Genomic DNA, 25,802 nt, shown 5'->3' on the forward strand with positions numbered 1-25,802 from the left:
GAACGGGGCGATGCCCTGTCATCCCTCGGCCAGCGGATACTTCGGCACAACCTCTTCCGGCCCCAGCTCCCGCCCGTCACTCGCCACCATCGCCAGCTTCTGCAGCGGCTTACGATCGCGAGCATCCACCAGCACCGTCCCGACATCCCCTTCCGCAAACAGATGCGCATTCCCCCACTGGGAGAGCGCCACCAGCACGGTTTGCAGGGCGCGGCCCTTTTCCGTCAGAACATACTCCTGCCACGCACTCCCGTCAGAGGCGGGCTGCAGCACGAGGATCCCTTCGTCCACCAGCAGTTTCAGCCGGGTTGCCAGCATATTTTTCGCAATCCCGAGGCTCTTTTGAAACTCGCCAAATCGCGTCACTCCGCTCAGGGCATCGCGCACAATCAGCAGTGACCACCAGTCGCCGATAATATCCAGCGAGCGGGCAACAGGGCAGGGACTCTCTTCCAGGCGGGTACGTTTCACGGCGGCTCCTTATCAGTAGTGAGTTTTATTATAAAACCATTCTGGCCCGGCGTACAAAGTAAGCCGTCACTTTGCGGGTGGGCTCCAGGTAATCCGTCACAAATCTGTCACACTGTTTACGACGATAAAACAGAGTGAGGAATTAGGGATGAGAAAAGCACTAATCGCTGTCGCCGTGGCGGGCAGCATCGGCTTGTCTGGCGGCGTCCAGGCGCAAACCGCACCGGAAGGGTATCAGCTGGAACAGGTGCTGATTATGAGCCGTCATAACCTGCGCGCGCCGCTGGCCAATAACGGCAGCGTGCTGGAGCAGTCGACCCCGGAAAAATGGCCGGAGTGGGATGTGCCGGGCGGGCAGCTCACCACCAAAGGCGGGGTGCTGGAGGTCTACATGGGCCACTACATGCGTGAGTGGCTGGCGGAGGAGGGCGTGGTGACCGCCGGGGAGTGCCCGACGGCAAACAGCGTCTATGCCTATGCCAACAGCCTGCAGCGCACGGTGGCAACCGCGCAGTTCTTTATCACCGGGGCCTTCCCGGGCTGCGATGTGCCGGTGCACCATCAGGAACAGATGGGCACCATGGACCCCACCTTTAACCCGGTGATCACCGATAACTCCCCGGAATTTCGCGAGAAAGCCCTGCAGGCGATGAACGCCGAGCGTCAGGGGATGAAGCTTGAGGAAAGCTATAAACTTCTGGAGCAGATGACCGACTATAAAGATTCACCATCCTGCAAAGAGAAACAGGTCTGCTCCCTGACCGAGGCGAAAGACACTTACAGCGCTGAATACCAGAAAGAGCCAGGCGTCTCCGGCCCGCTGAAGGTGGGTAACTCGCTGGTGGATGCGTTCACCCTGCAATATTACGAAGGCTTCCCGCTGGATCAGGTGGCGTGGGGCGAGATCAAAACCGACCAGCAGTGGCGGGTGCTGTCCCAGCTGAAAAATGGTTATCAGGATTCGCTGTTCACCTCGGCGGAGGTGGCGCGCAATGTGGCAAAACCGCTGGTCAAGTACATCGACAACGCGCTGGTCACCGACCAGGCGAAAGCGCCGAAGGTCACGCTGCTGGTGGGGCATGACTCCAACATCGCCTCGCTGCTGAAAGCCCTCGACTTCAAACCCTATCAGCTGCCCGGGCAGTACGAACGCACGCCGATTGGTGGCAAGATCGTCTTCCAGCGCTGGCACGACAAGACCGGCAACCGTGATTTGATGAAAATTGAGTATGTTTATCAGAGTACGGAGCAGCTGCGTAATGCCCAGGTGCTGAGCTTAAAAGCGCCTGCGCAGCGCGTCACGCTGGAGCTGAACGGCTGTCCGGTGGATGCGGATGGATTCTGTCCGGTAGAGACATTTAATACGGTGTTGAACACGGCGGCGAAGTAAGTGTAACCCTCTCCCCACCGGGGAGAGGGGGAAACAATCAGACGTTTTTGCGCTCAATGGTCTGCTCGCCCCAGAACAGCGAGTCTTTGTCGGTTTTGTCGAAGGCGATCACCAGCACTTCATCGCTGCCTTCTTCCCAGATTTTCTCGGCCAGTATTTCGTCATATTTCGCGACTTCAAAAATCGCCTCGGCGATCTCCGGTGACGTATTACGTAAACGCGCGAATTCACCGACGCGATGTGCTTTAGCTTCTTGAGTAGGCATAGCGATCCTCCAGTTGAGAGTTAACCCTTCAGTTTAGCAGCCAGACCGGCAACGTATTCACCCTGATAGCGGGCAATGTTCAGTTCCGCTTCCGACGGCTGGCGCGAGCCGTCGCCACCGGCAATCGTCGTCGCCCCATAAGGCGTGCCGCCGCGCGTTTGAGAAATATCAAACAGCTCCGGTGTTCCGTAGCCGATCGGCACAATTACCATACCGTGATGGGCGAGGGTGGTCCAGGTTGAGGTGATGGTCTGTTCCTGACCGCCACCGGTGCCGGTGGAGCTGAACACGCTGGCGATCTTGCCGTGTAAGGCATTCTTCACCCACAGCCCGCCCGTCTGGTCGAGGAAGGTGCGCATCTGTCCGGCCATGTTGCCGAAGCGCGTTGGGGTGCCAAAAATGATGGCGTCATAATCGCCCAGCTCCTGGGGTGATGCCTCAGGGGCATCCTGCGCTTTTCCCCCGGCTTTGGCAAAGGCGTCTGCCGGCATGGTTTCCGGTACGCGTTTAATCACCACCTCAACCCCCTCGACTTTCCTGGCGCCGTCCGCCACTGCATGAGCCATGGTTTCGATGTGTCCGTACATGGAATAGTAGAGCACCAGAATTCTCGTCATTTCGCTTCACTCCTCGCATGATTTTTAAGGCAGCGGCATGCTGCCCTCTTTTAAAGATATGACGTGACAGCGAGACTGCAAATCTGGACGCCATTTATTTGATTTGCAACATAAAACCGGGCACCTCCTCCTTCGTAGCAAAATGACACATTTTCGCTATTGAGGATTTCTGGAATGATAAGAAAGGCTTATGGTTCCGTTTCGGCGAGCGTCATACGAAAGGCTGATTTCATATTGCAGAATATTACGGTTAGCTGGATGAATGCGCATACTCCACTAAGCTTAGGTTCACGTGGCGCAGATAAAGAGACTTTTTTAGCGTCGCCAGGTGAAAGAATGCGCTTTCACTGAATGCAGTATTAAGTCTTATGTTTTATAACTCTGGAGGTCCGACATGGCAAACCATCGTGGTGGGTCAGGTAATTTTGCAGAAGACCGTGAAAGAGCATCAGAAGCAGGACGTAAAGGTGGCCAGCAAAGCGGGGGGAACTTCAAGAATGATCCTCAACGCGCATCCGAAGCTGGCAAAAAAGGGGGCAAAAATAGCCATGGCGGCAACAAGAGCAGTTAAGTTGTAGCCAACTGAAGTATGGGTCTCATGACCACAGGCATCCCCCGCCGCCGGGCTCCCCGGCGGTTTTTTTATGCCTGTTATTGAAGTGTTATCAAATTCCTTTCACACTAGCGGATTAACTCTTTTGGCTGGTGTCCCATGTCCTCCTCCCGTTATGCCTTTTCGATCAAACCGCAGGAAGCGATCCTGATCCTTATCACCATGTTTTGGGGTGGGACATTTCTTGCCGTGCAGTACGCGGTCACGCTCAGCGATCCTTTCTTTTTTGTCGGCCTGCGTTTCGCCACGGCGGCGATCGCGGTAGCGATCATCTCGTTGAAAACCCTGCCTGGGCTGACCATGACCGAGCTGAAAGCCGGTCTGGCAATCGGCGTCTCTATTGCGATGGGCTACAGCCTGCAAACCTGGGGATTACAAACCATTCCCAGCAGTAAGTCGGCGTTTATCACCGCCATGTATGTCCCGCTGGTGCCGCTGTTACAGTGGCTCTGCCTGCGCCGGATGCCGGGCGTGATGTCCTGCATCGGCATCGTGCTGGCCTTTATCGGCCTGATCCTGCTGGCGGGGCCCGACGATAACCTGCTGGCACTCGGCAAGGGGGAGATAATCACCCTGGTGGGCGCGGTGGCGATTGCCGCGGAGATTATCTTGATCAGCGCCTGGGCCGGGAAGGTGGACGTTAAGCGCGTCACCGTCGTGCAGCTGGCGACCGCCTCGCTGGTGGCGTTTCTGGCTATGATCCCGGCCGGGGAGTCCGTCCCGCCGATCTCATCCGGGCTGGTGATTGTCGCCCTTGGGCTGGGGATTTTTAGCGCCATCATTCAGGTGACGATGAACTGGGCCCAGCGCAGCGTCTCCCCGACCCGGGCGACGGTGATCTATACCGGGGAGCCGGTGTGGGCGGGGATCTTTGGCCGTCTGGCCGGCGAGCGCCTGCCGCTGCTCGCCCTGGTGGGGGCGGCCTTTATCATTGCCGGCGTGCTGGTGAGCGAGCTGAAGCTGAAAAGAAAGAAAAAGGCGCTGGCGGAGGCCGACAGCGCCACGCTGGATCAAGGCTCCTGAGTCACGACATCGCCCTGAGCTACCCCCGCCATCCGGCGGCTGAGCAGGGCGTTGAGCGCAATCGCGCCAAAGGTGGCGGTGCCGATCCCGCCGAGGGTAAAGCCCCCGAGGGAGAGGGCGAAATCACCGGCGCCCAGCACCAGGGTCACGGCGACCATAATCAGGTTGCCGTTCTGACTGAGATCGACCCGGTTCTGCACCCAGATCCGCGCCCCGGCCACCGCAATCAGGCCAAACACCACAATCGACGCTCCGCCAATCACCGCCGCCGGAATGGTGTGGATCAGCGCGCCAAATTTAGGTGAAAAGCCAAGCAGGATAGCGATGACTGCCGCCGCCACGAACACCAGCGTCGAGTAGACTTTGGTCACCGCCATCACGCCGATATTCTCGGCATAGGTGGTCACGCCGCTGCCGCCCACCGAGCCGGAGAGCATGGTCGCCAGCCCGTCACCGACAAAGGCCCGCCCCATATACGGGTCCATATTACGCCCGGTCATCCCGGCCACCGCCTTCAGGTGGCCGAGGTTTTCCGCCACGAGGATCACCGCCACCGGGGCGATCAGCATCATCGCCTGGCCGTTAAAGGTCGGCGAGGTGAGCTGCGGCAGGCCGAACCACGCCGCCTGCTGGACGAGGGCAAAATCGACCGGTTTGCCGAGCCCGAAAACGCTGGTCAGCAGGGCGTAGATCAGGCAGGCGAGGATCAACCCGACCAGGATCAGCAGCCGCTGGATCATCCCCCGGGTAAATACCGCTACCAGGCCGATGCACAGCACCGTCACCACCGCCATCCAGCTGTCAAATGCCGACCCGGAAACGCCTTTCACGGCGATGGGGGCCAGGTTCAGGCCAATCGCCATCACCACCGCCCCGGTAACCACAGGTGGCATCAGCCGTTCGATCCAGCGGGTACCCAGTTTCATCACCACCAGGCCAATCACCGTGTAGATCGCCCCGCAGGCGATGATCCCGCCCAGGGCGACGCTCAGCTGCGGGTTGATCCCCTGACCGCTAAAGCCCGTCGCGGCAATCACCACCCCGACAAAGGCCGCGCTGGAGCCGAGATAGCTTGGCACCCGTCCGCCGGTAATGAAGAAGAACAGCAGGGTGCCGATGCCCGACATCAGTATCGACAGGTTGGGATCCAGCCCCATCAGAATGGGCATCAGCACCGTGGCACCAAACATCGCCACCGCGTGCTGCACCCCCATCACCGCGGTTTGCGCCAGCGGGAGACGTTCATCCGGCGCGACCACGCCGCGTTCATCTGAGGTCGATTTCAACTGCCAGTGAGGAAAACCGAATAGTGCCATCAGCTGCTCCTTAAGGAGGATTAACAGGCGGGTCGCATCAGGGCGTGGTAGCCGCGGTCAAACCACACCAGGCCCTGCGGCACCGGGTGGCGGGTAATTGCAACGATCTCGCAAAACAGAATGTCGTGGGTGCCCACGCTCACCACCTGGCTAATCCGGCAGTCGAACGAGGCCAGCGCGTCCGCCAGGCGTGGACAGCCGGTGGCCCCGGTCTGCCACTGGGCGGCGGCAAAGCGATCGGCCATCGGGGTTTTACCCCCGAACAGATTCGACAGCGACTCCTGCCCGGCGCTGAGGGTGTTAACGCACAGGGTGCGGTTGTCGTTAAACACCGGCCACACCGAGGCCCCGCGATTGAGGCACACCAGCAATGTCGGCGGCGAATCGGTGACGCTGCACACCGCGCTGGCGGTAAAGCCCGCCTCGCCGGCCGGGCCGTCGGTGGTGATGATGTTTACCGCCGCTCCCAGACAGGCCATCGCATCCCGGAAGTCTTGTTTATCAAGGTTCATGTTCGCTCCTTATAGCAGCCCGCAGGCGTCGTCAAAACTCAGGCGCGGCAGTCGGCCGTACAGCTTGCTGGTGTCGCCGTAGCCAATGTTGATCAGCAGATTGCTTCTCAGGTTGCTGCCGGTGAAGAAGGCTGCATCGACCTTCTCCCGGTCGAAGCCGGACAGTGGCCCGGTATCGAGCCCCAGTGCCCGACAGGCAACAATCAGATACGCGGCCTGCATCGTGCTGTTGCGAAAGGCGGTCTCCTCCGCGAGCTGTGGGCTGGCGGTGAACCAGCTCCGTGCATCGCCGTGGGGAAACAGTTCCGGCAGACGGTCGTAAAACTGGCTGTCCCAGGCGACGATGGCCGTCACCGGGGCGGTGAGGGTCTTTTGCAGGTTGCCGCTGGAAAGCGCCGGGCGCAGCTTCTCTTTGCCTTCCGGGGTGCGGATAAACACCATCCGCGCCGGGGAGCAGTTGGCGGAGGTCGGGCCCCACTTCATGAGATCGTAAATTTCGCGCAGCGTCTCGTCGCTGACCGGGCGATCCAGCCAGCCGTTATGGGTGCGCGCGTCGGTAAACAGCGCGTGCTGGGCGGTCGGGGTGATGGCTTCACTCATGGCAGCTCCTTCGATAAACGTTCGTGGCGGTGCAGCAGGCTGGCGAGCCCGTTTTGCAGCAGGGCGTTGAAAACCTCCGGCTCGGTGACGTTGCAAGCGTGGCCGCCCCGGGGCATCACCGTGATGACGCTGTCGGGCAGGGCGGCGTGCAGCTGGGATGAACAGACGGCAGGCACCAGCAGATCGTCGGCGGAACAGATAATCTGCACCGGGCAGCGAATATGCGTTGTCTGACGACTGAAGTCGGCCCGCTTCAGGGCATTCAGCCTGCGCAGCAGGGTGGTTTTGCCCTGGAAATGGACCAGCGCCAGGGCCTCTTCGGCCTCCATGCGCGGCTGACGGGCGGCCATCCAGTCGGCGGGATAGAGAAACAGCGGCTGAGCCTCCACCCACGCCTGGGCGCCACCGGCATGCAGCAGCCGCTCGCGCACCTGGAAACAGCGCCGGGTATGGGGATGCAGCGTCAGCCAGCCGTTGACGCATACCAGCGCCCGGATGGCCGCGGGACGATCTACCGCCAGCTGCAGGCCGATCAGCGCCCCCAGCGCATGGCCCACCACGCAAAAGCGCGTTATCCCGGCGGTCTCCAGCGCCTGCCACAGCTCAACGGCCATCTGCGCCAGGCTGTAGGTCTCCGGCAGTTCGCCGGGGTTATTGCCGGTGCCGCGCTGGTCATAGCAGACCACCTGATACTCCAGCTCCAGGTCAGCCAGCTGGGGCAGCCAGTAGCTGCCGCTGCCCCCCAGCCCGGCGATCAGCACCACCACCGGTGCGCCGTCAAAGGGTGGGGGAGAAAGGGAAAGATTCATGGCAACCTCACCGGCCAATGTGGGCGATGGTGGCGATCTCCACCAGCGCCTCGGGTTTCACCAGCCCGCACTGAATGCAGAACCGCGCCGGTTTATCGCCGGGGAAAAACTCGGCGTAGATCTCGTTAATCGCGGCGTAGTTTTTCCAGTCGGTAATAAAGATGCTGTTGAAGGTCACGTCCGCCATCGTCCCGCCCGCCGTTTCGATAACGCGCTGGATGGTCTGTAGCACGTGACGGGTTTGCGCCTTTGGGTCATCGGGAAACACCACGTTGTTGTGGGCGTCGAACGGCAGGGTGCCCGAGACGTAGACCACCCCGTCCGCCAGGGTGCCAGGGACGAAAGGGGCAATCGGGGTGCTGGTGCCCGGGGGAATAATCACAGATTTCGGCATTATTGAGTTCCTCAGGCGATACGGGCATAAGCGGCGGGTGAAAGGGCATCGCAGAAGGTGGCGACGTCGCTGACCCAGCCAAAAAAGGTTTCGATGTTAAACAGCGCGGCCTGCTGGGCAAACGCCGGCCCGGCCTGATGCGTGGCGTCTTCCAGCACCACGCCGAAATACTCGAGGAAGAAGCCGTCGCGCAGGGTCGATTCCACGCAGACGTTAGTAGCGATGCCGGTAAAGATCAGATGGCGAATGCCGCGGCTGCGCAGCAGGCTGTCCAGCGGGGTATTAAAGAAGCCGCTGTAGCGCGGTTTCGGCAGCACGATATCCCCCGGCTCCGGCACCAGCTCGTTCACCAGCTGGTAATCCCAGCCGCCTTTCGCCAGCAGCTTGCCCTGCAGTTCCGGGCGCTGGCGCATGGTTTTCAGCGCATTTGATTTATGGAAGTTGGGCGAGCCGGGGCCGCCCGCCTCTACATACTGTTCATCCCAGCCGTTCTGGAACCAGATAATCTGGATCCCGGCGGCGCGCGCGGCGGCGACGGCGGTTTTAATGTTCTCAATCACCGGCCGGGTGGCGGAGACGTCAAACCCGGCCAGATCGAGATAGCCCCCGGGGCTGGCGTAGGCGTTCTGCATATCCACCACGATCAGGGCGCTGTGCTGCGGGTCGAAGGTGATGGCTTCAGGGCGTGCGGGTAATGTTGTCATTACGCCACCTCCTTCGTTAACGTAGGAATATGAGACCGGCACTGCATCAGAGGCTGAATGCGCTCGCCGAAGGTTTCAATCCCGGTCAGGAAATCATCGAAGGTCAGCAGCACGCCCTCGGCACCCGGCACGCTGGCGACCTCATCGAGCATCCGCGCCACGCTGGCATAGGATCCCACCAGGGTGCCCATATTGATATTCACCGCCGAGGTCGGGTCGGCCATCTGCCGCACGTTGGTATCCGCCCCGGAGCGGGTGTCTTTCTGACTCTGCTCGCTGAGCCAGCTCAGGGCTTCCTCGTCGGCCCCGGCTTTGTAGTGTTCCCATTTAGCCCGCGCCGCCTCGTCGGTTTCATCGGCGATAACCATAAACAGCACGTAGGAGCCGACATCGCGCCCGGTTTTCTCTGCTGCCTCTTTCATCCGGGCCGCGGTTGGTGCAAAGGCCGCCGGGGTGTTAACCCCTTTACCGAAGCAGAAGTTGAAGTCGGCATATTTCGCCGAGAACTCCATCCCCGCATCGCTCTGTCCGGCGCAGATCACCTTCATCGGCACCGAGGGCTGCGGGCTGACGCGGCAGTCGTTCATGGTGAAGAACTCGCCTTTGAAATCGCTCTTGCCGGTGCCCCACAGATCCCGCAGGACCTGGACATACTCGGTGAGATAGTCGTAGCGCTTCGAGAAATACTCATCCCCCGGCCAGAGGCCCATCTGCTCGTACTCCGGCTTCTGCCAGCCGGTGACCAGGTTAACGCCAAAGCGGCCGCCGGAGATGGTGTCGATGGTCGAGGCCATTCGCGCCACGATGGCCGGAGGCAGGGTAAGGGTGGCGGCGGTCGCGTAGATCTGGATCCGCGAGGTGATCGCCGCCAGCCCTGCCATCAGGGTGAAGGACTCCAGGTTGTGATCCCAGAATTCGGTTTTACCGCCGAAGCCGCGCAGCTTGATCATCGACAGGGCAAAGTCGAAGTGATAGTGCTCCGCTTTTTGCACGATGGCCTTGTTCAGCTCGAAGGTCGGCAGGTACTGCGGTGCGTGGGTGGAGATCAACCAGCCGTTATTGCCAATGGGAACGAATACGCCAATTTTCATCACGAACCTCTCTTCATCACAACGTGGGGGTGAAAGTCAGACGTGGCGCTGCATCCTGCATCTCCTGTTCAGCCGCGTAAGCCTGTTTTGCAAAGGCGATGCCAGGTTTGAAATTGCTAATGTTATTAACGTGTTAATGATTGGTTGATGAAATGCAGGCGGCGAAAGTGGACTGTCTGGTCAAAATAGTTGCACACAAAGCAGGCAGTCGTGCGCGGTGGCGGTGCAGATTGTCGTGGTAACACCAGGGTTTTTGCTATGCTGGGAGCAGATCAACAAGGAGTGAGCCCATGGCACAAGGCGCAGTGAAAACAACCGGTAAACGTTCGCAGGCGGTGAGCGCGAAAAAACAGGCGATCCTCTCGGCGGCGCTGGAGACCTTCTCGCAGTTTGGCATTCACGGCACGCGGCTGGAGCAGGTGGCCGAGCTGGCGGGGGTGTCAAAAACCAATCTGCTCTACTACTTCCCGTCGAAAGAGGCGCTGTACGTTTCCGTCCTGCAACAGATCCTTGATATCTGGCTGGCACCATTGAAGGCGTTTCGTGAGGAGCTCACCCCGCTGGTGGCGATCCAGCAGTATATCCGCCTCAAGCTGGAGGTCTCCCGGGATTATCCTCAGGCGTCAAGGCTGTTCTGTCTGGAGATGCTGCAGGGGGCACCGCTGCTGAAAACGGTGCTGAGCGGGGATATGAAATCGCTGGTGGATGAGAAGTCAGCGATCATTGCCGGATGGGTTGCCACCGGCAAACTGGCGCCGGTGGACCCGCATCATCTGATCTTTATGATCTGGGCCGCCACCCAGCACTACGCCGACTTTTCCGCGCAGGTAGAGGCGGTGACCGGCAAGTCGCTCAAGGATGACGACTTCTTCCACAGCACGGTAGATAACGTGCAGCGGATGATTATCGAAGGGGTTCGGGTGCGTTAACTGGCGGGTGGGAGAGGGCAGCTTAAATCGCCCTCTTCGCACTGCATCAGCGAGGCCAGAAAGGCTTCGCGCTCGCTGGTTTTTTCCGTCATGCACTGGTTGACGATCATTGGCTGGACGGAGCCGCCAGCGGTGCCCGAGCCGATAACGGCGCAGTCGGCATCGCGCAGAGCGATCCACGCCTGTTGCGCCTTTTTCAATAGATCGCGCTGGGGTGCGGCGGCGCGCTTCATCACAGCCTGGTAAGTCTGGTTCAGGGTTTTATCCGCCGCCTGGTATTGCTGCGCGGTGCAGGTATTCAGGTCCAGTTGGGTGCTGGCGTTGGCGCACTCATCCGCCAGGGCGCTGGTGCTCAGCAGTAACGCGGCACCTGCGATCAAAGCTCGTTTCATGACTCCCTCCGTATAAAAAAGCCGGGTGGCGGCTTCGCCTTACCCGGCCTGGAACATCAAAACCGTAGCCCCGGTAAGCGTAGCGCCACCGGGGAGAGATTGCACGCTTAGCCGATGGTCATCAGGCTGGCGTTACCGCCTGCGGCAGCGGTGTTGACGCTGAGGGAGCGCTCCACGTACAGACGTTCCAGCTGCAGATTGTCTTCGCCGCGGGCGAAGCCCTGCACCGACACAATCGCGCCGCTACGGGCTGCCACCAGCTCGCACAGCTCGCGCAGCTGGTCGGAATCCCCGTGGTAGATCACCGCATCAAACGGCTGACTGGTCAGCACATCTGCTTTAGCAAAGCGAATACGGTCGGTCACCGCCTTCGGCAGCTGCTTCGCCAGGTCGCGGTGCAGGCCATCTTCCGGCCACAGCACTTCACATCCGGTGGCTAATGCCGCCGCCAGCTGAACCAGCGCATCCTGCTCGTTATCCGCCACGCAGAGCACGCGCTCGCGCGGCATCAGGGTCCAGGTGTTGCGCTCGCCGGTCGGGCCAGGCAGCACGCGCTGGGTCCCGGCCTGCGCCAGCTCGCCATACTGCTGGCACAGGGCGCGCAGTTCAGGGCGTTTCTCTGCCCAGTTCGCCAGCGCTTCCAGCGGTTGCGTCAGGGCCGCTTTCACCTGCGTATCCACCGGGTATTGTGCATCCTGACGACCCAGGGTCACGCCGAGGGCGTTGGCCGGACGGTTGGCCAGCAGGCGGTAGAGGTACATTGGTCCCCCGGCTTTCGGACCAGTGCCCGACAGCCCTTCGCCACCGAACGGCTGCACACCCACGACCGCGCCGACCATATTACGGTTCACGTACAGGTTGCCGACCTTCGCGCTGCCGGTCACCTGAGCGATGGTTTCGTCGATACGGGTATGCACGCCCAGGGTCAGGCCGTAGCCGGAGGCGTTAATCTGCTCGATAAGCTGATCGAGGTTGTTACGGTTGTAACGCACCACGTGCAGTACCGGGCCGAAGACCTCTTTTTTCAGTTCGTCGAAGGTTGCCAGCTCGATCAGGGTTGGCGCCACGAAGGTACCGGTCTGCCATTCGCGGGCATCTTCGCTGTTCTCACGCACCGCCTGGAACACCGGGCGGCCCTTGGCGCGCATCGCCTGAATGTGATTCTCGATGTTGGCTTTCGCTTCGGCATCAATCACCGGCCCAATGTCGGTGGTCAGACGGCCAGGGTTGCCCATCCGGCATTCGCCCATCGCGCCGCGCAGCATTTTCAGGGTGTGGTCGGCGATGTCATCCTGCAGGCAGAGCACGCGCAGGGCGGAGCAGCGCTGTCCGGCACTGTCGAAGGCCGAAGCCACCACATCCACTACCACCTGTTCGGTGAGGGCAGACGAATCGACGATCATCGCGTTCATGCCGCCGGTCTCGGCGATCAGCGGAGTCGGACGGCCCTGGGCATCCAGGCGGGTAGCGATATTGCGTTGCAGCAGGGAAGCCACTTCGGTGGAGCCGGTGAACATCACCCCGCGCACGCGGTTGTCGGCGGTCAGCTTGGCACCCACCGTTTCACCGCGGCCAGGCAGGAGTTGCACTACGCCAGCCGGAACACCCGCTTCCAGCAGGATGTTAATCCCCTGGGCGGCAATCAGCGGGGTCTGCTCGGCCGGTTTCGCCAGCACGCTGTTACCGGCGGCAAGGGCGGCAGCAATCTGGCCGGTGAAGATCGCCAGCGGGAAGTTCCACGGGCTGATACAGACCACCGGCCCCAGCGGGCGATGGGTTTCATTGTCAAAGTCGTCACGCACCTGACCGGCATAGTAGTGCAGGAAGTCAACGGCTTCGCGCACTTCGGCGATGGCGTTGCTGAAGGTTTTCCCCGCCTCGCGCACCAGAATGCCAATCAGCTGCTGCATCTGATCTTCCATCAGCACCGCAGCGCGTTCCAGGATAGCGGCGCGCTCCTGCGGCGGAGTGGCGAACCAGATCGGCGCGTTGTTTACCGCGCTGTCGAGGGCCAGATCCACTTCCTGTTCGGTCGCTTCCCGGGCAAAGCCGACGATATCTTTCGGCTCGGCCGGGTTGATCACCGGCTGCATTTCGCCGTTGCTCACCGGCTGCTCAAGGATCGGTTTGGCCTGCCATTTCTGCAGGGCGCTGTTGAGCAGCGACGAGGAGAGCGACGCCAGGCGGTGCTCGTTGGCCAGATCCAGGCCGGAGGAGTTGATGCGGCCTGCGCCGTACAGCTCGCGCGGCAGGGCAATCTTCGGATGCGGCAGACCGACCTGACCTTCCTGGGCTGCCATCTTCTCGACGGCCTGCACCGGATCGGCCACCAGCTCATCCAGCGGCAGGGTGGCATCGGCGATGCGGTTCACGAAGGAGGTGTTAGCCCCGTTCTCCAGCAGACGGCGCACCAGGTAGGCCAGCAGGGTTTCATGGGTGCCAACCGGAGCATAAATACGGCACGGACGGTTCAGTTTGCCATCCGCCACTTTACCAGTGACCTGCTCGTACAGCGGTTCCCCCATGCCGTGCAGGCACTGGAACTCGTACTGGCCCGGATAGTAGTTCTGGCCGGCCAACTGGTAGATAGCCGCCAGGGTGTGGGCATTGTGGGTAGCGAACTGCGGGTAGATCAGGTTCGGCACGCCGAGCAGCTTTTTGGCGCAGGCGAGGTAGGAGACGTCGGTGTAAACCTTGCGGGTATAGACCGGATAGCCCTCCAGACCCTCCATCTGGGCGCGTTTGATCTCGCTGTCCCAGTAGGCGCCCTTCACCAGACGGATCATCAGGCGGCGACGGCTGCGGGTGGCGAGGTCGATCAGGTAGTCAATCACGAACGGACAGCGTTTCTGGTAGGCCTGAATAACAAAGCCAATCCCGTTCCAGCCCGCCAGCTCCGGTTCGAAGCACAGTTTTTCCAGCAGATCGAGGGAGATCTCCAGACGGTCGGCCTCTTCGGCGTCGATGTTGAGCCCGATATCATACTGGCGGGCCAGCAGGGTCAGGGACTTCAGGCGCGGGTAGAGCTCTTCCATCACCCGATCGTACTGGGCGCGGCTGTAGCGCGGATGCAGGGCGGAGAGCTTAATGGAGATCCCCGGGCCTTCATAAATGCCGCGGCCGTTGGAGGCTTTACCGATGGCGTGGATCGCCTGCTGGTAGGAGACCAGATAGGCCTGTGCGTCGGCGGCGGTCAGCGCCGCTTCCCCCAGCATGTCATAGGAGTAGCGGAAGCCTTTATCTTCCAGCTTGCGGGCGTTGGCCAGCGCTTCGGCGATGGTCTCCCCGGTCACGAACTGCTCGCCCATCAGGCGCATCGCCATGTCCACGCCTTTGCGGATTAAAGGCTCGCCGCTCTTGCCGATAATGCGGTTCAGGGAGCGGGAGAGGCTGGCTTCGTTGTGGGTAGAGACCAGGCGGCCGGTGAACAGCAGACCCCAGGTGGCGGCGTTAACAAACAGCGACGGGCTGCGGCCAATGTGGGAATGCCAGTTGCCGTTGCTGATCTTGTCGCGGATCAGCGCGTCGCGGGTGGCTTTGTCCGGGATACGCAGCAGCGCTTCCGCCAGACACATCAGGGCCACGCCCTCCTGCGAGGAAAGGGAGAACTCCTGCAGCAGGCTCTGCACCATTCCGGCACGGCCGGTGGCGGTTTTCTGGCTGCGCAGTTTTTCGGCCAACTGATACGCCAGGCTGTGGGCCTGAGAGGCAATCGGCTCCGGCAGGCGCGCCTGCTCCAGCAGCATTGGCACGGCGTCGGTCTCTGCGCGGCGGTACGCAGCGGTGATGGCCGCGCGGCTTACCGACTGAGGCAGGATCTGCTCGGCAAATTCGAGGAACGGCTGGTGGATCTCTTCGACAGCGTCGCTGTGCTCGTCGCTCTCATTGGCGGCACCGGACAGCAGGGCTGGCAGCTCTGGCAGGGCGTCGTCGCTCTCCAGCTTTTCCAGATAGTTAAAGATGGCCTGCTTAATTAACCAGTGCGGCGTGCGGTCAATTCGCGTAGCTGCCGATTTAATCCGTTCGCGGGTCGCGTCATCCAGCTTAACCCCCATGGTGGTCATGCCCATGCCAAAAACTCCTGTGATTCAGTAGCGCTAGTGTAGTTAACGTGAAATATCCACTATGTTGCAACTTTGTGCAACCTCGTTAAATGTGACCCGGTTTGCAAGCTGGAAAATGAATAGATTGTTACGTCATGGTTAACCATAAAAAAGATGTGGATTTTCGCTGTCAACCCTGGTTTCATGCGGCGCTTAACACTTTTTGCAGGTGCAACCGTAAAAAACGTGAGCGAGTGCAACCTCCAGCAAACTGGTGTGAAACCGGGGATGAAATTGATGTAAATGCAGTGTTAAATCGTTTGTGTCATGGCAACGCATACGGCAGGATACGCGCGGCCAACAGAAACACACATCATCACCCCCTCGTTCCGGGGGTGGAATAAAGACAGCCGGGAAGGCTGTCGAACATCTTTGCGGAGTATTTAAATGGCAATTAGCACACCGATGCTGGTGACATTTCTTATCTATATTTTTGGCATGATCCTGATAGGGTTCCTTGCATGGCGTTCTACCAAAAACTTTGATGACTACATTCTGGGCGGACGCAGTTTAGGGCCGTTCGTGACTGCACTCTCTGCGGGTGCATCGGATATGAGCGGCTGGCTGCTGATGGGCCTGCCGGGTGCCATCTTCCTCTCCGGGATCTCCGAAAGCTGGATCGCCATCGGCCTGACCCTGGGCGCATGGATTAACTGGAAGCTGGTGGCCGGGCGTCTGCGCGTGCACACCGAAGCCAATAACAACGCCCTGACCCTGCCGGACTACTTCACTGGCCGTTTCGAAGATAAGAGCCGCATCCTGCGTATTATCTCTGCGCTGGTTATTCTGCTGTTCTTCACCATCTACTGTGCCTCCGGCATCGTGGCCGGGGCGCGTCTGTTCGAAAGCACCTTCGGTATGAGCTATGAGACCGCGCTGTGGGCGGGGGCAGCGGCAACCATCCTCTATACCTTCGTCGGCGGGTTCCTGGCCGTCAGCTGGACTGACACCGTGCAGGCCACTCTGATGATTTTTGCCCTGATCCTGACCCCGGTGATTGTGATCCTCTCCGTGGGTGGCCTGGGGGATTCCCTGGCAGTGATCCAGCAGAAGAGCATCGAAAACGTCGACATGCTGAAAGGGCTGAACTTCGTGGCGATTATCTCCCTGATGGGCTGGGGGCTGGGTTACTTCGGTCAGCCGCACATCCTGGCGCGCTTTATGGCGGCGGACTCGCACCACACCATCGTTCATGCCCGCCGTATCAGCATGGCCTGGATGATCCTCTGTCTGGGCGGGGCCTGTGCAGTGGGCTTTTTCGGAATTGCCTACTTCAACAACAACCCGTCCCTGGCGGGTGCGGTGAACCAGAACGCCGAGCGCGTGTTCATTGAGCTGGCGCAGATCCTCTTCAACCCGTGGATCGCCGGTATTCTGCTCTCTGCCATTCTGGCGGCGGTAATGTCCACCCTGAGCTGCCAGCTGCTGGTCTGCTCCAGTGCCATCACGGAAGATCTCTACAAAGCTTTCCTGCGTAAGAACGCCAGCCAGAAAGAGCTGGTGTGGGTCGGGCGCTTTATGGTGCTGGTGGTGGCCCTGGTCTCCATCGCCCTGGCAGCGAACCCGGAAAACCGCGTGCTGGGCCTGGTGAGCTACGCCTGGGCAGGCTTCGGTGCTGCTTTTGGCCCGGTGGTACTGTTCTCGGTGCTGTGGTCCCGCATGACCCGCAATGGCGCGCTGGCGGGGATGATTATCGGTGCGGTCACCGTGATCGTCTGGAAGCAGTTCGCGTGGCTGGGGCTGTACGAAATCATTCCAGGCTTTATCTTCGGCAGTATCGGGATTGTGGTCTTCAGTCTGCTGGGTAAAGCCCCGTCTGCCACCATGCAGAAACGCTTTGCTGACGCAGATGCGCATTACCACTCCGCACCGCCAACGAAGTTACAGGCTGAGTAATTTGTCTTCTCCCTCTCCCTGAGGGAGAGGGCCGGGTTGAGGGGGAACCATCATCTTCGGAATCTAAGCCGGGCATGCCCGGCTTTTTTTATTGCTAATTTCTGCAACTTACGTTCATATCGCTGTGCTAAAAAATAATGAGGATAGCGAACAATGACATTCAAAACAGGGCTCATGGCTGGCGCAATATTACTGCTGGCCGGCTGCAACGCCCCATCCCACAGCACCGCGGATAACACCTGCAAAGCCGATAATCAGATGCAGCAAACCACCCTCTATTTTGGCCTGAACCGTCCGGCAGGGGAGGCGATCACCGGCCAGGAGTGGCAGCAGTTTGTCGATCAGGACGTGACCCCGCGTTTTCGCGATGGCTTAACGGTGTTTGATGCGCGTGGGCAGTGGCTGGGAAATGACGGGAAAGTGGCGCGCGAATCAAGCAAGGCGTTGATGCTAATCCACGGGAAAGATGCGCAGAGCGAGAGCAACATCGAGACGCTGCGGGGGATCTATAAGCAGCGCTTTGCCCAGGAGTCAGTGATGCGCGTCGACCAGCCGGTGTGCGTGCAGTTTTGATGAAATCTGCCGGGTGGCGCTAGCGCTTACCCGGCCTACGAAACCCGTAGGCCCGTGCAAGCGCAGCGCCGCCGGGCAATAAACTACAACACTAATCCCGCAAAGCTCGCCGATAACAGGCTTACCAGCGTTGCGCCGTACACAAGGCGCAGGCCAAAGCGCGACACTACGTTGCCCTGCTGCTCGTTCAGCCCCTTAATCGCCCCAGCCACAATGCCGATCGAGGCAAAGTTGGCGAAGGAGACCAGGAACACCGACAGAATGCCCAGCCCGCGCGGGGTCATCTGTGCCGCGATTTTTTGTAGCTCGATCATCGCCACAAACTCGTTTGCCACCAGCTTGGTTGCCATAATCCCGCCCGCATGCAGAGCATCGCTCAGCGGAATGCCCACCAGCCACGCCAGGGGATAGAAGACATATCCCAGAATCTGCTGGAAGCTCAGGCCGAAGACGCTGGAGAAGAGGGCGTTAACGGCGCTGATCAGCGCAATAAAGCCAATCAGCATCGCCAGAATAATCATCGCCACCTTGAAGCCAGCCAGAATATATTCTCCCAGCATCTCGAAGAAGCTCTGGGACTCATGCATCTTCTCCAGCTTAATTTCCGGCTCCGCTTCCGGGCGAGTCGGGTTAATCACCGTCAGGATAATAAAGGTGCTGAACATATTCAGGATCAGCGCCGCCACCACATATTTCGCCTCCAGCATGGTCATATAGGCTCCGACAATCGACAGTGAAACCGTCGACATCGCGGTAGCCGCCATGGTGAACAGACGACGCGACGAGAGATCCCCCAGCACCCCTTTGTAAGCAATGAAGTTTTCCGACTGGCCAAGCGTCAGAGAGCTGATGGCGTTAAAGGATTCGAGCTTGCCCATGCCGTTAACCTTCGACAGCAGGGTGCCGACAACGCGGATGATCACCGGCAAAATACGCCAGTGCTGCAGAATCCCGATCAGCGCGGAAATAAAGATAATCGGACACAGCACGCCGAGGAAAATAAAGGCCAGCCCCTTTTCACCCATTCCGCCAAATACAAAGTTGGTCCCTTCGGCGGCATATTTCAGTAATGACTCGAAGAAGCCTGAGACGTACTGAATAACAAACAGGCCACTTTCGGCGTGGAGGAAAAAGAATGCCAGCGCAATCTCAATCACAATAAGTTGGATAACGTAGCGAATGCGAATGTTGCGGCGGTCAAAGCTGACCAGCCAGGCCAGCGCAAGGATTACCACCAGCGCCAGCAGGAAGTGCAGGAATTGATACATAGTTGATTTTCAGCAGATTAATGAGGCGCTTATTTAGCCACAGCCCGCTGTAACCGTAAATGAACTTTTACGACATAACTTATGAACCCTTTAGTCACCTGAGTGATTATTTTCTGCTTATGGTTTTACATCCTGTCATCAAAACGCAGCATATTTCGCTTGTATTTCTTATTGCCGTAATGATAATCACTATCACAAGAATTTACTTTTCTTTGCATCAGTTGACCGTGAATAACATTTAAGGTGTCGGCATGTTTGTTCCATTTCTCATTATGTTACGTGAAGGCCTCGAAGCGGCCCTTATTGTCAGCCTGATCGCCAGCTATCTGAAACGTACCCAGCGCGGCCGCTGGATCGGCGTGATGTGGATCGGCGTCTTCCTGGCTGCCGCCCTCTGCCTGGGTCTGGGCATTGCGATCAACGAAACCACCGGGGAATTCCCGCAAAAAGAGCAGGAGCTGTTTGAAGGCCTCGTGGCGCTGATTGCAGTGGTGATCCTCACCTGGATGGTGTTCTGGATGCGTAAAGTGTCGCGTAACGTCAAGGTTCAACTGGAGCAGGCGGTGGACAGCGCCCTGGCGAAAGGCAATCACCACGGCTGGGCGCTGATCATGATGGTCTTTTTCGCCGTAGCGCGTGAAGGGCTGGAGTCGGTCTTCTTTCTGCTGGCCGCTTTCCAGCAGGATGTCGGCATCTGGCCGCCGCTGGGTGCGGTGCTGGGTCTGGCCACTGCGGTGGTGCTCGGTTTCCTGCTCTACTGGGGCGGGATCCGCCTCAACCTCGGCGTCTTCTTCAAGTGGACCAGCCTGTTTATTCTGCTGGTGGCCGCCGGGCTGGCCGCGGGGGCGATCCGCGCCTTCCATGAGGCGGGCCTGTGGAACCACTTCCAGGATGTGGCGTTCGATCTCAGTAATATCCTGTCCACCCATTCGCTGACCGGCACCCTGCTGGAAGGGATCTTCGGCTATCAGGAAGCGCCGAGCGTCAGTGAAGTGGCGGTGTACTTTATCTATCTCATTCCGGCGCTGGCGCTGTTCTTTATGCCATCGCGGCCGGGCACGCAGCCGTCGCATACTGCGCCCTGAAGTGCTCACTGTAGTTACAACATACTTTTAAAAGGGAAAGGTTATGACTATTCAACTTCGTCGCACCGCTTTGCAGGCGGGTATTGCCGCGCTGGTTACCTCCGCGTTTTATGTTCAGGCGGCAGATGTTCCGCAGGTAAAAGTCACCGTCAATGATAAACAGTGTGAGCCGATGACCATCACGGTCAACAGCGGTAAAACCCAGTTCATCATCCAGAACCACAGCCAGAAAGCGCTGGAGTGGGAGATCCTCAAAGGGGTGATGGTGGTGGAAGAGCGCGAGAACATCGCCCCGGGCTTCACTCAGAAGATGACCGCCAACCTGCAGCCGGGTGAATATGACATGACCTGCGGCCTGCTGACCAACCCGAAAGGTAAGCTGATCGTCAAAGGTGCTGCCACCGCCGACGCCGCCAAAGGCGACGCGCTGCTGAGCCTCGGCGAGGCCATTACCGCATATAAAGCTTACGTCACCAAAGAGACGGCGGACCTGGTGGCCGGCACCAAAGCCTTTACCGACGCGGTGAAAGCGGGCGATATCGAAAAAGCCAAATCCCTGTACGCGCCAACCCGTCAGCACTATGAGCGCATCGAGCCTATCGCCGAGCTGTTCTCGGACCTGGATGGCAGCATCGATGCCCGTGAAGATGACTACGAGCAGAAAGCCGCCGATCCAAAATTCACCGGCTTCCACCGTCTGGAGAAAGCCCTGTTTGGCGATAATTCCACCAAAGGGATGGAGCAGTACGCGACGCAGTTGAACAGCGACGTGCTGGAGCTGCAAAAACGCATCAGCGAGCTGGCCTTCCCGCCGTCAAAAGTGGTGGGTGGCGCGGCAGGGCTGATTGAAGAAGTGGCGGCCAGCAAAATTAGCGGGGAAGAAGACCGCTACAGCCATACCGACCTGTGGGACTTCCAGGCTAACGTCGAAGGCGCGCAGAAGATCGTTGACCTGCTGCGTCCTCAGCTGCAGAAAGATAACAGCGCCCTGCTGGCGAAAGTGGATGCCAACTTTAAGAAGGTGACCACCATTCTGGCAAAATACCGCACCAAAGACGGGTTTGAAACCTACGACAAGCTGACCGATGCCGACCGTAACGCTCTGAAAGGGCCGATCACCACTCTGGCAGAGGATCTGGCGCAGCTGCGTGGCGTACTGGGTCTGGACTAAGTTGATGAACAAGCATGATGAGTACGACGTTGTAGAACCTTCACGGCGTCGGTTGTTAAAAGGGGTCGGGGCGCTTGGCGGCGCCCTTGCCCTGGCGGGCGGCTGCCCGGTAGCGCATGCGGCAAAACCGCAGAGCGCGCCGGGCACGCTCTCCCCGGATGCGCGGATGGAGACCCAGCCGTTCTACGGTCCGCATCAGGCCGGAATTTTAACCCCGCAGCAGGCGTCGATGATGCTGGTGGCCTTCGATGTGCTGGCCAGCGACAAAAGCGAGCTGGAGCGTCTGTTCCGCCTCCTGACCCAGCGCATTGCCTTTCTGACCACCGGCGGCCCGGCGCCCGACACGCCGAACCCACGTCTGCCGCCAATGGATTCGGGGATTCTGGGGGCCTTTATCGCCCCGGATAACCTGACCATGACGGTGTCGCTGGGGGCCTCGCTGTTTGACGATCGCTTTGGGCTGGCACCACAGAAACCAAAATCGTTGCAGAAGATGGTGCGCTTTCCGAATGACTCCCTGGATGCGGCCCTGTGCCACGGGGATCTGCTGATCCAGATTTGCGCCAACACCCAGGACACGGTGATTCATGCCCTGCGGGATCTTATCAAGCACACCCCGGATCTGCTGAGCGTGCGCTGGAAGCGGGAAGGGTTTATCTCTGACCACGCCGCGCGCAGCAAAGGCAAAGAGACGCCGGTGAACCTGCTCGGCTTTAAGGATGGCACCGCCAACCCCAACAGCCAGGATGTGCCCCTGATGGAGAGCGTGGTATGGGTGACGGCCGATCAGGGTGAACCGGCCTGGGCAGTGGGCGGCAGCTATCAGGCGGTGCGTATTATCCAGTTCCACGTGGAGTTCTGGGATCGCACGCCGCTCAAAGAGCAGCAGACCATTTTTGGCCGGGATAAGCACAGCGGCGCGCCGCTGGGGATGAAAAACGAGCATGACGTGCCAGATTACGCCAGCGATCCTGATGGCGAGATCATTGCGCTCGACAGCCACATCCGCCTTGCCAACCCGCGAACGAAAGAGACCGAATCCAACCTGATGATGCGCCGGGGCTACAGCTACTCGCTGGGGGTAACCAACTCTGGCCAACTGGATATGGGCCTGCTGTTTGTCTGCTTCCAGCACGATCTGGAGCAGGGCTTTTTGACCGTGCAGAAGCGTCTGAATGGCGAAGCGCTGGAGGAGTACATCAAGCCGGTAGGTGGGGGCTACTTCTTTGCTCTGCCAGGCGTGCGTGATAAAAACGGCTGGCTTGCTCAGGGGCTGCTCACAGCCTGAATCCCGTCCCGCTTACCCCTTAAGCGGGACGATTTTTTTATGTTCCGCTATCCCGTTGTTATACTTCTGTAATATTCCCCAGGCAGATTAAGTGACGTTGTCAGGCGATTCTTAAAGTTGCATTCAGGTAAAAATAATGTTGCATTCATGCTAAATCCTGATGTACTTACATTAAGAAAGCGGTAAACCTTACAGTGAATATGCATCACTCTGGAGATCGCGAATGGTTGAGTCCTCACGTGGACATGGTAAACGCAACAACCGCAGCACCCGGCGCGGAGGCCCACACTCCGGCAGCGATCTCTTCACCGAAAAATTCTCCCCCTCCACAGCAAATCCTGATTTTTCCGACCCGCCGTTTGGTGAGCATAGCGATCCGGCTGGGTCATTTAACCAAGTAAGCTCTGGCTTAGAAGGAAGCCAACCCTCAGATGTTTGTTCGCCTAATCGTACCGATGCCGGTACGAGTGATGAATACCAACAACTCAAGGTGCTATCCATGGGAAGACAAAAAGCAGTGATCAAAGCTCGTCGTGAAGCAAAACGTGTGCTGAGACGGGATTCACGTAGCCATAAACAGCGTGAAGAAGAGTCGGTCACCTCGCTTGTGCAGATGAGTGGCGTAGAAGCAATTGGCATGGCGCGGGACAGCCGGGATATGACGCCAGTTGTGGCACGCAATGACGCTCAGGCGCAGTACCTGAATGCTATTGAGAATAAGTCGCTGATTTTCGCCACCGGTGAAGCCGGGTGTGGGAAAACCTGGATTAGTGCAGCCAAAGCGGCAGAGGCTTTGATTCATAAAGACGTCGATAAGATCATTGTCACTCGCCCGGTATTGCAGGCCGATGAAGATCTCGGCTTCTTGCCCGGTGATATTTCGGAGAAGTTTGCGCCATACTTCCGGCCCGTTTATGACGTGCTGGTGAAGCGGTTGGGCGCATCTTTTATGCAGTACTGCCTGCGGCCAGAAATCGGCAAGGTAGAAATTGCGCCGTTCGCCTATATGCGCGGACGTACATTTGAAAATGCAGTTGTGATTCTCGACGAGGCTCAGAACGTAACTGCTGCGCAAATGAAGATGTTTTTAACGCGCCTCGGGGAAAACGTGACGGTAATCGTAAACGGGGATATCACCCAGTGCGACCTGCCGGCCGGCGTCAAATCGGGTCTGAGCGATGCGCTGGCACGTTTCGAGGAAGACGAGATGGTAGGGATAGTGCAGTTTACCAAAGATGACTGCGTGCGCTCGGCCCTGTGCCAGCGGACACTGCAGGTCTATTCCTGGTAATGGCGTAACCTTCTCGTTTTACGTACATCTTTTACCCCCTTCCCGGCGCAATGCCGGGAAGCTGCATCTGAACCCTCGGTTGAAACTCATCTGTTTGGTTGTCTTCACAAGATCATATTATGCTGGTGACATATTTATTTCGTATAGAAAATGCCGGGTATTACCCGGTGTTTTGCTGTATCTATAAGTCTTGTTGTTAGCGCAAAGGGCTTTTTAATAAAAATGGCAGAAGTGTGATATTAATTCATAATACCCACAAAATATGTATGAGAACCATGATCAGGCTAATTATAAATAATCAATTAAACGTGAATGTTGTCACAGTTCATTACTGCCAGGCGAATATTAAGTTGGTAACTTTCGGACTATTATCTATGTTTCGTAGTCATTAAAACACAATTCTAAAAAGAAACTCCGGGGAAGCGTTTTCTCTGGACCATCACGCTGAGGGCCATACATGAACGAACTGGTTAGTGCAATTAATGGGGTTATCTGGAGCCCGGCGTTAATATTTTTATGCCTGGGTGTCGGCCTCTATTTCTCACTGCGTAGTCGCTTTCTTCAATTACGTCATGTCAAACATATGGTGGCTCTGATGTTTCAGGGGCGTGCCACGGATGCAGGCGTATCGTCGTTTCAGGCACTGACAATGACGCTGGCGGGACGCGTGGGGACCGGGAACATCGCTGGCGTGGCGACCGCCATTACGTTTGGTGGGCCTGGCGCGCTATTCTGGATGTGGATGGTAGCGTTTTTGGGCGCCAGCTCTGCTTTTGTTGAATCCACTCTGGGTCAGGTTTATAAAGAAAAAATCAATGGCGAATATCGTGGCGGTCCTGCCTTTTATATTGAAAAAGGTTTGGGCGTAAAATGGTACGCATGGTTATTTGCTATAGTGACTATTTTCTCCTGCGGATTATTACTTCCCGGTGTACAGGCAAACTCTATTGGCGCCAGCCTGGATATTGCCTTTGGGCTCGATCCAAATGTCACCGCTGCATTATTGGCTATATTGTTAAGTTTTATTATTTTTGGTGGTGTGAAAAGGATCGCCAGCTTTAGCAGCATGGTCGTTCCCTTTATGGCGCTCGGCTATATTATTGTCGCCTGCGTTATTATCGCCCTTAATATTGACCAACTTCCTTCCGTTATTCTGCTGATCTGGAAAAGCGCATTTGGCCTTGAAGCGGGCTTTGGTGCTGTTTTGGGTCAGGCGATAATGTGGGGTGTTAAGCGTGGTGTTTATTCCAACGAAGCGGCACAGGGTACAGGGCCACATGCTTCATCAGCGGCCGAAGTAAGTCATCCGGCGAAACAGGGGCTGGTGCAGGCCTTCTCCGTCTATATCGATACGCTGTTCGTCTGTTCTGCGACCGGGTTCATGCTATTGATTACCGGGTTGTATAACGTTCAGGGCGTCGACGGCGCGGCAATCTACACGGGCATTGCGGGCGTGGCGGCAGGCCCTGGCTATGTGCAGACCGCGATGGAAAGCATGATGCCTGGCTTTGGTAATTACTTTGTTGCCATTGCGCTGTTCTTCTTTGCCTTCACAACGATTATTGCCTACTACTACATTGCAGAAACGAATATCGCGTATATCAACCGTAAAATTCACCGCCCATGGCTGACGTTCTTGCTGAAAATATTTCTGTTAACGTCCACGGTCTATGGCACCGTGCGTACTGCGGATCTGGCATGGGGCCTGGGCGATATTGGGGTCGGTCTGATGGCGTGGCTTAACATTATTGCAATTGTTCTTTTACATAAAAAAGCATTTGCCAGTCTTAAAGATTATGAAACGCAAAAGGCGCAAGGTATCGATCCGCAATTTGATCCGATTCGGCTTGGGATTAAAAATGCCGATCATTGGGTTAAAGAACGTAAAGATGAAAAGGATGTGAACTCGGGTGAGACATCTTCTCTGCCGGGAAGTCGTACAGTAAGTTAAAGATACGCAAAAGAGCCGGTACGAAAGTGCGGGCTCTTTTTTTACAGGGG

General features: G+C 58.2%; 24 protein-coding genes. 11 read left to right on the forward strand and 13 right to left on the reverse strand.

The window, feature by feature from the left end; genetic code table 11:
- Window positions 1-18: 18 nt before the first annotated feature.
- Entirely contained in the window at window positions 19-471 is a 453-nt protein-coding gene (locus G7090_RS08205; RefSeq protein WP_166182084.1) for a helix-turn-helix domain-containing protein, read from the reverse strand.
- 148 nt (window positions 472-619) lie between these two features.
- Between G7090_RS08205 and agp the strand changes: the two genes are divergently transcribed.
- A complete protein-coding gene (gene agp, locus G7090_RS08210) occupies window positions 620-1,861 on the forward strand; it encodes a bifunctional glucose-1-phosphatase/inositol phosphatase (RefSeq protein WP_166182085.1) in 1,242 nt (413 codons plus the stop codon).
- Between the two features lie 37 nt (window positions 1,862-1,898).
- Here the strand turns inward: agp and G7090_RS08215 are convergent, their stop codons facing one another.
- On the reverse strand, window positions 1,899-2,126 hold the full coding sequence (locus G7090_RS08215; protein WP_106992661.1) for a YccJ family protein: 228 nt from the start codon (window positions 2,124-2,126) through the stop codon (window positions 1,899-1,901).
- Between the two features lie 20 nt (window positions 2,127-2,146).
- Window positions 2,147-2,743 (reverse strand): NAD(P)H:quinone oxidoreductase, encoded by a 597-nt coding sequence (wrbA, locus tag G7090_RS08220; protein WP_166182086.1) that lies wholly within the window; start codon window positions 2,741-2,743, stop codon window positions 2,147-2,149.
- Between the two features lie 394 nt (window positions 2,744-3,137).
- Here wrbA and G7090_RS08225 point away from each other — a divergent pair, with 394 nt between their 5' ends.
- Both G7090_RS08225 and G7090_RS08230 read left to right on the forward strand, forming a co-directional pair.
- Window positions 3,138-3,314, forward strand: coding sequence for a general stress protein (locus tag G7090_RS08225; protein WP_032617468.1), 177 nt, complete (start codon window positions 3,138-3,140; stop codon window positions 3,312-3,314).
- 141 nt (window positions 3,315-3,455) lie between these two features.
- Window positions 3,456-4,379, forward strand: coding sequence for a DMT family transporter (locus G7090_RS08230; RefSeq protein WP_166182087.1), 924 nt, complete (start codon window positions 3,456-3,458; stop codon window positions 4,377-4,379).
- Here the strand turns inward: G7090_RS08230 and rutG are convergent.
- From rutG to rutA, 7 genes are read right to left on the reverse strand one after another with little or no spacing between them, the layout of a single operon-like run.
- Window positions 4,367-5,695 carry a pyrimidine utilization transport protein G gene (gene rutG / locus G7090_RS08235; protein ID WP_166182088.1) on the reverse strand — a complete coding sequence of 443 codons (1,329 nt, stop codon included), beginning with the start codon at window positions 5,693-5,695 and terminating at the stop codon, window positions 4,367-4,369. The two genes, G7090_RS08230 and rutG, sit on opposite strands and share 13 nt — an antisense overlap.
- Window positions 5,696-5,715: 20 nt before the next feature.
- On the reverse strand, window positions 5,716-6,207 hold the full coding sequence (gene rutF, locus G7090_RS08240) for an NADH-dependent FMN reductase RutF (RefSeq protein WP_106992665.1): 492 nt from the start codon (window positions 6,205-6,207) through the stop codon (window positions 5,716-5,718).
- A 9-nt stretch (window positions 6,208-6,216) separates the two neighbouring features.
- Window positions 6,217-6,807, reverse strand: coding sequence for a malonic semialdehyde reductase (locus G7090_RS08245; RefSeq protein ID WP_166182089.1), 591 nt, complete (start codon window positions 6,805-6,807; stop codon window positions 6,217-6,219).
- Complete coding sequence (gene rutD, locus G7090_RS08250; protein ID WP_166182090.1) at window positions 6,804-7,616, reverse strand: pyrimidine utilization protein D; 813 nt, start codon at window positions 7,614-7,616, stop codon at window positions 6,804-6,806. Before rutD ends, G7090_RS08245 begins: the two co-directional genes overlap by 4 nt.
- Window positions 7,617-7,623: 7 nt before the next feature.
- On the reverse strand, window positions 7,624-8,010 hold the full coding sequence (gene rutC, locus G7090_RS08255; protein WP_106992667.1) for a pyrimidine utilization protein C: 387 nt from the start codon (window positions 8,008-8,010) through the stop codon (window positions 7,624-7,626).
- A gap of 11 nt (window positions 8,011-8,021) precedes the next feature.
- The gene (gene rutB, locus G7090_RS08260) at window positions 8,022-8,714 is read right to left on the reverse strand and encodes a pyrimidine utilization protein B (RefSeq protein WP_106992668.1); all 693 of its coding nucleotides are present in this window, start codon (window positions 8,712-8,714) and stop codon (window positions 8,022-8,024) included.
- Window positions 8,714-9,805 carry a pyrimidine utilization protein A gene (gene rutA, locus G7090_RS08265; protein WP_166182091.1) on the reverse strand — a complete coding sequence of 364 codons (1,092 nt, stop codon included), beginning with the start codon at window positions 9,803-9,805 and terminating at the stop codon, window positions 8,714-8,716. The genes rutB and rutA overlap by 1 nt, the downstream gene beginning before the upstream one ends.
- Window positions 9,806-10,095: 290 nt before the next feature.
- Between rutA and rutR the strand changes: the two genes are divergently transcribed.
- Entirely contained in the window at window positions 10,096-10,734 is a 639-nt protein-coding gene (gene rutR / locus G7090_RS08270; protein WP_106992670.1) for an HTH-type transcriptional regulator RutR, read from the forward strand.
- Here rutR and G7090_RS08275 read toward each other — a convergent pair.
- Both G7090_RS08275 and putA read right to left on the reverse strand, forming a co-directional pair.
- The gene (locus G7090_RS08275; protein WP_166182092.1) at window positions 10,731-11,126 is read right to left on the reverse strand and encodes a lysozyme inhibitor LprI family protein; all 396 of its coding nucleotides are present in this window, start codon (window positions 11,124-11,126) and stop codon (window positions 10,731-10,733) included. The two genes, rutR and G7090_RS08275, sit on opposite strands and share 4 nt — an antisense overlap.
- A 107-nt stretch (window positions 11,127-11,233) precedes the next feature.
- Window positions 11,234-15,196, reverse strand: a complete 3,963-nt coding sequence (gene putA / locus G7090_RS08280) for a trifunctional transcriptional regulator/proline dehydrogenase/L-glutamate gamma-semialdehyde dehydrogenase (protein WP_166182093.1) — start codon at window positions 15,194-15,196, stop codon at window positions 11,234-11,236.
- 420 nt (window positions 15,197-15,616) lie between these two features.
- Between putA and putP the strand changes: the two genes are divergently transcribed.
- Window positions 15,617-17,125: a sodium/proline symporter PutP gene (gene putP, locus G7090_RS08285; protein ID WP_166182094.1), complete on the forward strand. Its 1,509-nt coding sequence runs from the start codon at window positions 15,617-15,619 to the stop codon at window positions 17,123-17,125.
- A gap of 153 nt (window positions 17,126-17,278) precedes the next feature.
- Window positions 17,279-17,698, forward strand: coding sequence for a DUF3574 domain-containing protein (locus G7090_RS08290; RefSeq protein WP_106992674.1), 420 nt, complete (start codon window positions 17,279-17,281; stop codon window positions 17,696-17,698).
- 83 nt (window positions 17,699-17,781) lie between these two features.
- Here G7090_RS08290 and G7090_RS08295 read toward each other — a convergent pair whose 3' ends face one another.
- Window positions 17,782-18,966, reverse strand: coding sequence for a NupC/NupG family nucleoside CNT transporter (locus tag G7090_RS08295; protein WP_106992675.1), 1,185 nt, complete (start codon window positions 18,964-18,966; stop codon window positions 17,782-17,784).
- A gap of 251 nt (window positions 18,967-19,217) precedes the next feature.
- Between G7090_RS08295 and efeU the strand changes: the two genes are divergently transcribed.
- The 5 genes from efeU (at window position 19,218) to G7090_RS08320 (ending at window position 25,752) form a co-directional block, all read left to right on the forward strand.
- Window positions 19,218-20,051 (forward strand): iron uptake transporter permease EfeU, encoded by an 834-nt coding sequence (gene efeU, locus G7090_RS08300; RefSeq protein WP_166182095.1) that lies wholly within the window; start codon window positions 19,218-19,220, stop codon window positions 20,049-20,051.
- Between the two features lie 43 nt (window positions 20,052-20,094).
- Complete coding sequence (efeO, locus tag G7090_RS08305; protein WP_166182096.1) at window positions 20,095-21,222, forward strand: iron uptake system protein EfeO; 1,128 nt, start codon at window positions 20,095-20,097, stop codon at window positions 21,220-21,222.
- Between the two features lie 4 nt (window positions 21,223-21,226).
- A complete protein-coding gene (gene efeB / locus G7090_RS08310) occupies window positions 21,227-22,510 on the forward strand; it encodes an iron uptake transporter deferrochelatase/peroxidase subunit (RefSeq protein ID WP_166182097.1) in 1,284 nt (427 codons plus the stop codon).
- Between the two features lie 499 nt (window positions 22,511-23,009).
- On the forward strand, window positions 23,010-23,801 hold the full coding sequence (phoH, locus tag G7090_RS08315; protein WP_207630116.1) for a phosphate starvation-inducible protein PhoH: 792 nt from the start codon (window positions 23,010-23,012) through the stop codon (window positions 23,799-23,801).
- A 457-nt stretch (window positions 23,802-24,258) separates the two neighbouring features.
- Window positions 24,259-25,752, forward strand: a complete 1,494-nt coding sequence (locus G7090_RS08320) for a sodium:alanine symporter family protein (protein ID WP_166182099.1) — start codon at window positions 24,259-24,261, stop codon at window positions 25,750-25,752.
- Window positions 25,753-25,802 lie beyond the last annotated feature (50 nt).

This window comes from Leclercia sp. 29361 (assembly GCF_011290365.1).
In the GTDB taxonomy this organism is placed as follows: Bacteria; Pseudomonadota; Gammaproteobacteria; order Enterobacterales; family Enterobacteriaceae; genus Enterobacter; species Enterobacter tamurae.